Annotated in this window: 10 protein-coding genes; 2 read left to right on the top strand and 8 right to left on the bottom strand. The window is 72.1% G+C overall.

Translation table 11 applies throughout. The features are described from left to right. The coding region (locus tag MHW47_RS26585; protein WP_239226306.1) for a hypothetical protein at positions 1–370 on the top strand (370 nt) is incomplete at its 5' end. 11 nt (positions 371–381) lie between these two features. On the opposite strand, the gene MHW47_RS26580 is transcribed toward MHW47_RS26585, so the two are convergent. The 7 genes from MHW47_RS26580 to MHW47_RS26550 all read right to left on the bottom strand — a co-directional run bounded on the left by MHW47_RS26580 (position 382) and on the right by MHW47_RS26550 (position 8353). Then, positions 382–1356 (bottom strand): BadF/BadG/BcrA/BcrD ATPase family protein, encoded by a 975-nt coding sequence (locus tag MHW47_RS26580; protein ID WP_239226305.1) that lies wholly within the window; start codon positions 1354–1356, stop codon positions 382–384. Continuing rightward, the gene (locus MHW47_RS26575) at positions 1347–2612 is read right to left on the bottom strand and encodes a 6-phospho-beta-glucosidase (protein ID WP_239226304.1); all 1266 of its coding nucleotides are present in this window, start codon (positions 2610–2612) and stop codon (positions 1347–1349) included. The genes MHW47_RS26580 and MHW47_RS26575 overlap by 10 nt, the downstream gene beginning before the upstream one ends. Before the next feature lie 3 nt (positions 2613–2615). Next, complete coding sequence (locus MHW47_RS26570; protein WP_239226303.1) at positions 2616–3518, bottom strand: carbohydrate ABC transporter permease; 903 nt, start codon at positions 3516–3518, stop codon at positions 2616–2618. A gap of 1 nt (position 3519) precedes the next feature. Further along, complete coding sequence (locus MHW47_RS26565; RefSeq protein ID WP_239226302.1) at positions 3520–4461, bottom strand: carbohydrate ABC transporter permease; 942 nt, start codon at positions 4459–4461, stop codon at positions 3520–3522. A 10-nt stretch (positions 4462–4471) separates the two neighbouring features. Continuing rightward, positions 4472–5809 (bottom strand): ABC transporter substrate-binding protein, encoded by a 1338-nt coding sequence (locus tag MHW47_RS26560; protein WP_239226301.1) that lies wholly within the window; start codon positions 5807–5809, stop codon positions 4472–4474. 77 nt (positions 5810–5886) lie between these two features. Beyond that, positions 5887–7107, bottom strand: coding sequence for an ROK family transcriptional regulator (locus MHW47_RS26555; protein WP_239226300.1), 1221 nt, complete (start codon positions 7105–7107; stop codon positions 5887–5889). A gap of 190 nt (positions 7108–7297) precedes the next feature. Continuing rightward, the gene (locus MHW47_RS26550) at positions 7298–8353 is read right to left on the bottom strand and encodes a mechanosensitive ion channel family protein (protein ID WP_239226299.1); all 1056 of its coding nucleotides are present in this window, start codon (positions 8351–8353) and stop codon (positions 7298–7300) included. Between the two features lie 190 nt (positions 8354–8543). On the opposite strand from MHW47_RS26550, the gene MHW47_RS26545 reads away from it, so the two are divergent. Further along, the gene (locus MHW47_RS26545; RefSeq protein ID WP_239226298.1) at positions 8544–9080 is read left to right on the top strand and encodes an HNH endonuclease; all 537 of its coding nucleotides are present in this window, start codon (positions 8544–8546) and stop codon (positions 9078–9080) included. 68 nt (positions 9081–9148) lie between these two features. Here MHW47_RS26545 and MHW47_RS26540 read toward each other — a convergent pair. Next, on the bottom strand, positions 9149–9875 hold a 727-nt coding region (locus MHW47_RS26540), incomplete at its 5' end, for a discoidin domain-containing protein (protein ID WP_239226297.1).

The following is a 9875-nucleotide window of genomic DNA, read 5'->3' as shown; positions in this document are numbered from 1 at the left end:
CCACCGGCGCGGGCGGCTGCCCGGGAGCGCGGTGCGGCGCCAGGCGCGCACTCGGCGGGTGTGTCACGTGACCTCCCCCTCGGTCATGGACGGCGGCCCGACCCCCGGCCGATCGGGGGACTGGTACCCGGCCAGAAGTATGGCCGCCGGGACCGGCGCACACATCCAGAACGCCTGGATCGGGCACCGGGTCGCGCGACGGCCGGCCGCGGTCAACGGCATTCGATCAAGATCGGCGCCGTTGATCAAGGCGGACGGCACGATCCCCCGCCGAACCGTCCTCCCCACCATCAACACGTCCGGCGCGGCCGATCGGTTCCCGGACACGCGAAAGGCGCTCCGCGACCCGCAGGCGGCGGAGCGCCCCTGACGGGCCGGAACTCAGGCGTACTGCGCCCGCAGCCGGGCGTGCACCTCCGGCGCGGCGCCCGTGCGGTCCAGCCCGAGCAGCCCGGCGCCGAGCACCGGGGACTCCCGCACCACCCGCACCACGGCCTTCGGGGCCCGCGCCGCGAGGAGTTCGCCGATCCGCTCGTCCAACTGCGGGTGGCGCGCCGCCAGGACGCTGCCGCCGAGCAGCACCGGCACCTCCTCGTCCAGCAGCCCGAGCCGGGTCAGCGCGACCGACGCCAGCGCCACCACCTCCTCGCCCAGCCGGTCCACCAGGGACCGCGCCACCGGGTCACCGGCCGCGCTCGTCGCGAAGAGCACCGGGGCCAGTTCGTGCCGGCGCTCCCCCTCGATGCGGCCCAGGTGCAGCGCCTCGATCAGCGCGTACATCGAGTCGAGCCCGAAGTGCGCGGGCAGCGTCCGGGCCAGCGCGGTCGGCTCGCCCCGGCCGTCCTCGGCGCGCGCGGCGAACCACATCGCCTCCTCGGACAGGCCCGAACCGCCGCCCCAGTCACCGGAGATGCGGCCTATCGCCGGGAAGCGCGCGGTGCGCCCGTCCGGGACCATGCCGACGCAGTTGATGCCCGCGCCGCAGACCACGGCGACGCCGCGCGGCTCGTCCACCCCGGCCCGCAGGATCGCGAAGGTGTCGTTGCGGACCTCGACCGTCCGGCCCCAGCCGCGCGCGGCCAGCGCCGCGGTCAGCCGCTCCTCCTCGACCGGCAGGTCGGCGTTGGCCAGGCACGCCGACACGTGGGCCACCGAGCCGGGGTCCGCGCCGGCCGCGGCCAGTACCCGCTCCACCGCCTCGCCGAGCACGTCGACCGCCGGCTCCACGCCCACGTACGGCGGCTGGAACCCGCCGCCCCGGGCCGTGGCCAGCACCGAGCCGTCCGCGCCGACGAGGGCCACGTCGGTCTTGCTGTTCCCCGCGTCGATCGCCAGGACCGCGCCGTTCACGCCCACGCCAGGTGCTCCCGGTTGTGCGCGATCAGCTTGTCGGTGAGCGCCTCGGCGTACTCGAACTGGCCGATCAGGGGGTGGGCGAGCAGCGCCTTGAACACCCGGTCCCGGCCGCCGCGCAGCGCCGCCTCCAGGGCCAGGTGCTCGTACGCCGTGACGTTGGCGACGAGCCCCGCGTACAGCGGGTCCAGGGCGGGCACGGCGAGCGGCGTCGCGCCCGTCCCGTCCACCTTCGCCTGGACCTCGATCACCGCGTCGTCCGGCAGGAACGGCAGCGTGCCGTTGTTGTACGTGTTGACCACCTGGTGGGCCGAGCCGCCGCCCCCGAGCAGCGCCGCCGCCAGGTCCACGGCCGCCTCCGAGTAGAAGGCGCCGCCGCGCTTGGCGAGCAGCGCGGGCTTCTCGTCCAGCGCCGGGTCGCCGTACATCTCCAGCAGCTCCTTCTCCATGGCGGCGACCTCGGCCGCGCGGGAGGGCTTGCCGCCCAGCTCGCGGACGACCTCGTCGTGCGCGTAGAAGTACCGCAGGTAGTACGAGGGGACGACGCCGAGCCGGTCCACGACGGCGCGCGGCAGGTGCAGGTCGTCCGCGATGGCGTCGCCGTGCTCGGCGATCAGCCGGGGCAGCACGTCCTCGCCGCCGGGGCCGCCCAGGCGCACCCCCGTCTCCCAGGTGAGGTGGTTGAGGCCGACGTGGTCCAGGTGCACCTCGCCGGGGGCCACGCCGAGCAGGGCGGCGAACTTGCGCTGGAAGCCGATGGCCACGTTGCACAGGCCGACGGCCTTGTGGCCGGCCTGCAGCAGGGCGCGGGTGACGATGCCGACCGGGTTGGTGAAGTCGATGATCCAGGCGTCGGGGTTGGTGCGCCGGACCCGCTCCGCGATGTCCAGGACGACCGGGACGGTGCGCAGGGCCTTGGCGAGGCCGCCGGCCCCGGTGGTCTCCTGGCCGACGCAGCCGCACTCCAGCGGCCAGGTCTCGTCCTGGTTGCGGGCGGCCTGGCCGCCGACGCGCAGCTGGAGCAGGACGGCGTCCGCCCCGGCGACGCCCGCGTCCACGTCGGAGGTGGTGACGATGCGGCCCGGGTGGCCCTGCTTGGCGAAGATCCGCCGGGCGAGGCCGCCCACGAGGTCGAGCCGGTCGGCGGCCGGGTCGACGAGGACCAGCTCCTCGACCGGCAGCGTGTCACGCAGCCGGGCGAATCCGTCGATCAGTTCGGGGGTGTAGGTGGACCCGCCACCCACTACAGCGAGCTTCATGGTTCAGCCCTTTACTCCGGTCAGTGTGACGCCCTCGACAAAAGCCTTCTGTGCGAAGAAGAAGACGACGATCACAGGGGCCATGACCAGAACGGTCGCGGCCATGGTCAGGTTCCAGTCGGTGTGGTGCGCGCCCTTGAAGGACTCCAGTCCGTAACTCAGCGTCCAGGCACCCGGGTTCTCCGAGGCGTAGATCTGCGGGCCGAAGTAGTCGTTCCAGGCGTAGAAGAACTGGAAGAGGGCGACGGCGGCGATCCCCGGCTTGGCCATCGGCACCACCACGCGCAGCAGCGCGCGCAGTTCGCCGCAGCCGTCCACCTTCGCCGCGTCCAGGTACTCGTCCGGGATGGTGAGGAGGAACTGCCGCAGCAGGAAGATGGAGAACGCGTCGCCGAAGGCCATCGGGATGATCAGCGGCCACAGCGTGCCGGACAGGTCCAGCTGCTTGGCCCAGAACAGGTACATCGGGATGACCACGACCTGCGGCGGCAGCATCATCATCGAGATGACGAGCATCAGCGACAGGTGCCGGCCGCGGAAGCGGAACTTGGCGAGCGCGTACGCCACGGGCAGCGAGGACACCACCGTGAGGACGGTGCCCAGGCCCGCGTACAGCAGGGTGTTCCGCCACCAGGTCAGAAAGCCCGGGGTGTCGAACACCTTCTTGTAGTTGGCCCACTCGAAGGGGTGCGGCCACAGGTCGCGGGTGAGCGCCTGCTGGTCGCTCATCAGCGAGGTGAGCACCAGGAAGACGAACGGCAGCACGAAGAAGAGGGCCGCGGCCACCCCGAGGGAGTGCACCGCGATCCAGTGCAGCAGCGCCTTGCGGCGCGCGGTCCGCCGCGCGGGGGATGCGGGCTCGCCCGCCGGGGCCGCGGCCGCCGGGGTGTCGAGAACCTGCGCCATGTCACTCACCTGCCTGGATCAGCCCGCTGCGGCGCCGCATCAGCAGTGCGGTGAACGCCATGGCGAGCGCGAAGAGGACGAGCGCGACCACGCAGGCCGAGCCGTAGTCGAAGCGCTGGAAGCCGAGGTTGTAGACCAGCTGCGGAAGCGTCAGTGTCGACTTGTCGGGATAGCCGGGTTCGAACTGCTGGCCGGAGCCGCCGATGATCCCGGACGCGACCTTCCCGGCCACCAGCGGCTGGGTGTAGTACTGCATCGTCTGGATGATGCCGGTGACCACGGCGAACATGATGATCGGCGAGATGTTCGGCAGCGTGACGTAGCGGAACCGGTGGTACGCGGTCGCCCCGTCCAGCTCCGCGGCCTCGTACTGCTCCTTCGGTACGTCGAGCAGCGCGGCCATGAAGATCACCATCAGGTCGCCCACGCCCCACACCGCGAGCGCGGTCAGGGCCGGCTTGGACCAGGTGGCGTCGGTGAACCAGCCGGGCGTCCCCAGACCGAGGTCGCCCAGGATCGAGTTGACCGGCCCGGTGCCGGGGTTGAGCAGGAAGACGAAGCCCAGCGTGGCGGCGACCGGCGGCGCCAGGTAGGGCAGGTAGAACAGCGTCCGGAACACCCCGGTGCCGGTCTTGATCTTGGTGATCAGCAGCCCGACGCCGAGCCCGAAGACCACCCGGCAGGTCACCATCACCACGACCAGCCAGAGCGTGTTGCGCAGCGCCGGCCAGAACAGCGGGTAGTCGTCGAAGACGTACGACCAGTTCTTGAAGCCGCTGAACTCGGGGGCGGCGAACCCGTCGTAGCTGGTGAACGAGAAATAGAGCGTGGAGATCAGCGGGTAGGCGAAGAAGACGCAGAACCCGATCAGCCACGGCGACATGAAGGCCGCCGTCCGAAGCGCCGACCGGCGGCGCTTCGAACGGAGTGTGTACGTGCTCATCGTGGAGGCTCTACTTCGCCTGGGCGATCGCCGCGTCGATTTCCTCGGCGGTCTTCTCCAGCCCCGCCTTGATGTCCTTCTGCTTGCCCTTCTCGACGTCGAAGCCGAGGTTCTGCAGGGACACCAGGTACGCGCCGCCGTTCACCGAGGGCGGGGTGGTGGTGGACTTCGGGTTGGCCGCGATGTCCAGGAAGGTCTTGAACCGCGGGTCGTACTTCAGCTTCGGCGACTTCAGCGCCGCCAGCGTGGAGGGCACGTTGTGGATCGCGTTGGCGAAGTTCACGACCGCGTCGGTGTCGGTCGTCATGAACTTGACCAGCTCCCAGGCGGCGTTCTGCTTGCTGGAGGTGGCCGCGATGCCCGCGATGGTGCCGGTCAGGTAGCCCTTGCCGTAGGTGTCCGCCTCGCTGTCGGCGACGGGCATCGGGGCGACGCCGATCTCGAACTTCGGCTTGGTGTCCTCGGCCATGCCCAGGCGCCACTCGCCGTCCAGCTGCATGGCCACCTGGCCCAGGTGGAACGGGTGCTTGGCGCCCCACTCGTCACCGAAGCCCGCCCGGAACTTCTCCAGCTTCTGGTAGCCGCCGAGGGCGTCCACCAGCTTCTTCTGGGTGGTCAGCATGTCGGCGAACGCCGGGTCCTTGGCGATGTTCGACTTGCCGTCCGCGTCGAAGTACGAGGGGTTCCAGCCGCCGAGGTAGTGCTCGGTGGTGGTCTCGTAGCCGTGGTAGTTCGGCATGAAGCCCAGCTGCTCGTACGAGTCGCCCTTGGTCTTCGTCAGCTTCTTCGCGACGGACGCCAGCTCGGACCAGGTCTTCGGCGGGCTGTCGATGCCGGCCGCCTTGAACGCGTCCTTGTTGTAGTACAGCCCGTACGCGTCACCCAGCAGCGGGACCGTGCAGCGCACCCCGTCGAACTGGGTGTACTCGTTCATCGCCTTCGGGAAGGTGGCCTCCGGGTCGATGCCGTCCTTCTTCAGGAACGGGTTGAGGTCGACGAACGCCTTCGAGGAGCAGAACTTGCCCACGTTGTTGGTGGTGAAGGAGGAGACCACGTCCGGCGCCTTGGAGCCGCCGGCCCGCAGCGCCTGGTTGATCTTGTCGTCGGTCATGTTGCCGACGGCCTTCACATGGATGTTGGGGTGGGCCTTCTCGAAGGCGTCGATCGTGGCCTCGATGGCCTTCACCTCGCCCGGCGCGCTCCAGCCGTGCCAGAAGGTGATCGTCGTCTCCTTGGACGCGTCGTCGTTGGCCCCGGAGCCGCTCTGCCCGGTACAGGCGGAGGCGAACAGGGCTATCGCGGCGGTCGCGGCGAGTGCGGCGGCCGGCTTCCGGCGGATTCCGGACATGGTGGGTCTCCCGGTGCGAGGTGGGCAGGAAGGACGGAACGGATACGGGACAGCTGTGGACAGCGAGGAGTGGGGGTTCAGCGCGAGGTGTCGAACACTTCGTCGCGGGTCGTGGCGAGCGCGCTCTCCAGCGCGCCGCGCAGCACGGGCCGGTGGGTGACGTCCCCGGCGAGCAGCCGGGGCCTGGACGCGGCGAGCTCGGCCAGTTCGGCCGCGACCCGCTCGCGCAACGGCTTCCCGCCGCGCGAGAACAGCTCGCCGGAGAGCACGACGACCTCCGGGTCGAGGACCGCGACCAGGGAGGCGAGACCGGTGGCCAGTCCGGTGGCGAGCCGGTCGAGCAGCAGGCCGTACGGCCCCTCCTCGCCCGCCTCCACCGCTTCGGCGGCCCGGCCGATCACGGCGGCGGCGATCTCGTGGTGGGTGCCGGAGCCCGGCACCGCCTCCTCGACGCCGAGTTCCCGGGCCAGCCTGGCCGGGGCCTGGGCGCCCGCCAGCTCCTGGAAACCGCCCGCGTTGGCCTTGGTGACCTGGCGGACCAGGGGCGCGCCCGGCACCGGCAGGAATCCGACCTCGCCGGCGCCCCCGGTGAAGCCGCGGTGCAGCCTGCCGTTGATGACGAGGGCGGCGCCGAGGCCCTCCTCGTTCCACAGCAGGACGAAGTCGTCGTGGCCCCGCGCCGCGCCGCGCCGCTGCTCGGCCATGGCGACGAGGTTCACGTCGTTCTCGTACTCGACGGGCATCGGCAGCACGGCCGCCAGCTCGTCCAGCAGCGCGGGGGAGTGCCAGCCCGGCAGGTGCGAGGCGTAGCGCAGCCGGCCCGTGTTCGGGTCGAAGGCGCCCGGCGTGCCGATGACCACGCGGTGCACATCGGCCCGGGTCAGCCCGGCCTCGGCGATCGCGCCGTCCAGCGCCCCGGTCACCTGCCGCACCACGCTCTCGGCGCGCCGGCCGGGGGTCCGCAGCTCGAACTCCCCGACCGTCTCGCCGGTCACGTCGGCGACCGCCGCGACGATCCGGTGGGCGTTCACGTCGAGCCCGGCGACATGGGCGGCGGCGGCGTTGACCGCGTACAGCTGGGCGTTGGGCCCGGGGCGGCCGGCCGCGGTGCCGGTGGCCACCACCAGCCCGGCCGCTTCGAGGCGGGCGAGCAGCTGGGAGGCGGTGGGCTTCGAGAGGCCGGTGAGCTTCCCGATCCGCGTCCGTGAGAGGGGGCCGTGCTCCAGGAGGAGATCGAGGGCGGCGCGGTCGTTCATGGCGCGCAGAACGCTGGGGGTACCCGGCGTGTTTCCGGCCATGCCCGCTGCACCTGCCCCTCTGTTAGGAAAGTTTCCTATTCGGTGAGAAGGAAGGTAGGGCCCCGGTCACCGGGGCGTCAATGGCTTGACGGCCGGCGGCAACCAAAGCGTTATCCGGGACGAGGTCCGGCCGGAGTCCGGCCGAAAAACGACGCCGGCCGGGAACCGCGCGGGTTCCCGGCCGGAAGGGCTACTTCGCCGTGGTCGGCGGCGGGATCGGGGTCGCCGCCAGGGACTGCGGCGAGGTCGCCGACGCGTACGCGGACGGCGCGGCCATGCCCGCCGTCGGGTCGGCCTGCGGGGCCTGCTCCGGGGTGCCGGCCACCATCGCGATGCCCGCCGCGTCCAGCGCCACCTTGATCCGCCAGCGCAGTTCCCGCTCCACGCCCACCGCCTGGCCCGGCATGGTCTTCGCGCTCACCCGGACCGTCATCGACTCCAGCAGCACCGCGTCCAGGCCCAGCACCTCCACCGGACCCCAAAGCCGCTCGGACCAGGGCTCCTCCTTGGCCATCTCCTCGGCCGCCCCGGTGATCGCCGCACGGACCTTCTCCAGGTCCTCCGTGGGCAGCACCTGCACATCGACCCCGGCGGTGGACCAGCCCTGGCTCAGGTTCCCGATCCGCTTCACCTCGCCGTTGCGCACGTACCAGATGGCGCCGTTCTCGCCGCGCAGCTTGGTGACGCGCAGACCGACCTCGATGACCTCGCCGGACGCGACGCCCGCGTCGATCTGGTCGCCCACCCCGTACTGGTCCTCCAGGATCATGAAGACCCCGGACAGGAAGTCGGTGACCAGGTTGCGGGCGCCGAAGCCGAGCGCGACGCCGGCCACCCCGGCCGAGGCCAGCAGCGGCGCCAGGTTGATCTGGAACGCGCCCAGGATCATCAGCGCCGCCGTGCCCATGATCAGGAACGAGGCCACCGACCGGAGCACCGAGCCGATCGCCTCCGAGCGCTGGCGGCGCCGCTCCGCGTTGACCAGCAGGCTGCCGAGCGGGGTGGCCTGGACCGCCTGGGCGCTGCGGTTCATCCGGTCTATGAACTTGGTCAGGGCCCGGCGGATCAGATGGCGGAGCACGATCGCGACGGCCGCGATCAGCACGATCCGCAGACCGGTGTTCAGCCAGGTGGACCAGTTCTCCTCCACCCAGCCCGCGGCGTTGCCGGCCTGCTCCGCGGCTTCGCCCAGCGAGCCACCGGGTTCCGGGGACGGGACTGCGGCCGACACGGCGGACAGGGACACGGCGAGACCTCCAGGGGGTGAGCGCTGACCGGTGGAGCGCTGAACAACCACACTAACGGGGAGGCCGGGGGGAAAATCCCGCCCGCCCGTTACCCGCACGTGGTGGCGCTACGACCAGGCGTGAGGGGAAACTGAGAACGGAGATCGTCCCGGCGCGAGCCACGCGCCGCCGGCGTACAAGGAGGCATCCGTGCCGCATGTCCTGGTTCTCAACGCGTCGTACGAGCCGCTCGGCGTCGTACCGCTCCGCCGCGCACTCGTCCTCGTCCTCGAGAACAAGGCCATCTGCCTCGAGGAGTCCGGTGCCCTCATGCACAGCGCCACCCGGGTCGTCCCGGCCCCCAGCGTCGTCCGCCTCAAACGGTTCGTCCGGATTCCCTACCGGGGACCGGTGCCGCTGACCCGGCGGGCCCTGTTCGCGCGGGACGGCGGGCGCTGCATGTACTGCGGGGCCGCCGCGACCAGCGTCGACCACGTCATCCCGCGCAGCCGCGGCGGACAGCACGCCTGGGACAACGTGGTGGCGGCCTGCCGCCGCTGCAACCACGTCAAGGCCGACCGGCATCTGCCCGAGCTGGGCTGGCGGCTCCACCAGCAGCCCGCCCCGCCCACCGGGCTCGCCTGGCGGATCATCGGCACCGGCCACCGCGACCCGCGCTGGCTGCCCTATCTGCAACCGTTCGGCGCGGACGACGCGATGGCCCGGATCGACGGCGTCTCGGCCTGAGCGGCCACCGGGCGGCCTGACCGCCTCCGGGCCCCCGCCGCCTCCTGGCCGCCGACGCCCGGGGGCGGTCAGTCGTCCCCGGCCACCGCGTACGCCTTCACCGACCAGAGCGAGATGCCGTACTCGGTGGCCCGCTCGTCGCCCAGGACGCGCACGAACCGGGTGTCCTTCGCGTCCATCCGCACCGACTCGTGCCCGCCGGAGCCCTCGCGGACGGTCGCGGCGGTGCGCCAGGTGCGCCCGTCGGCGGAGACCTGAATCCGGTAGCGGGAGGCGTACGCGTCCTGCCAGTCGAGCACCACCCGCCCCAGCCGGACCGGCGCGGGCAGTTCCGCCTGCCACCACGCCCCGTCCGCGGCCGGTGAGGACCAGCGGGTCTCCGGGTCGCCGTCCAGCGCGGCGGACGCCGGGAAGTCGGCGGTCTCGTCGCCCGACGAGGAGGCGCTCGCCCCGCGCAGCACATCGGCCCCGGCCGTGCGCGGATAGGCCCGCACGGTCAGCGTGGTCTCCTCGCCGCCGAAGGAGAACGGCACCTCGTACTCCCCGGCCGGGGTGTCCGCCGGGACCGTGATCTCCACCGGGACCTCGGTCCGCGTGCCGCGCGGCACGGTCGTCCGCTTCGGCACCCGGACCTCGATGCCCTCGGGCGCCTTCGCGGTCAGCCTGCCCCGCACCTCGGCCGGCCGGCGCCCGGACAGCCGGGCCCGCACCTCCTGCGGCTTCCCGCCGATCACCGCGTCGGTCTCGCCGCGCGCCAGGTCCAGCCGGGCGGCCGGCTCGTCCTCGAACCACGGC

It is taken from the genome of Streptomyces sp. OfavH-34-F, from assembly GCF_022347745.1.
Taxonomy (GTDB): Bacteria; Actinomycetota; Actinomycetes; order Streptomycetales; family Streptomycetaceae; genus Streptomyces.
The sequence above is the reverse complement of the archived record's forward strand: the minus strand, read 5'-3'. Positions and strand labels throughout refer to the sequence as shown.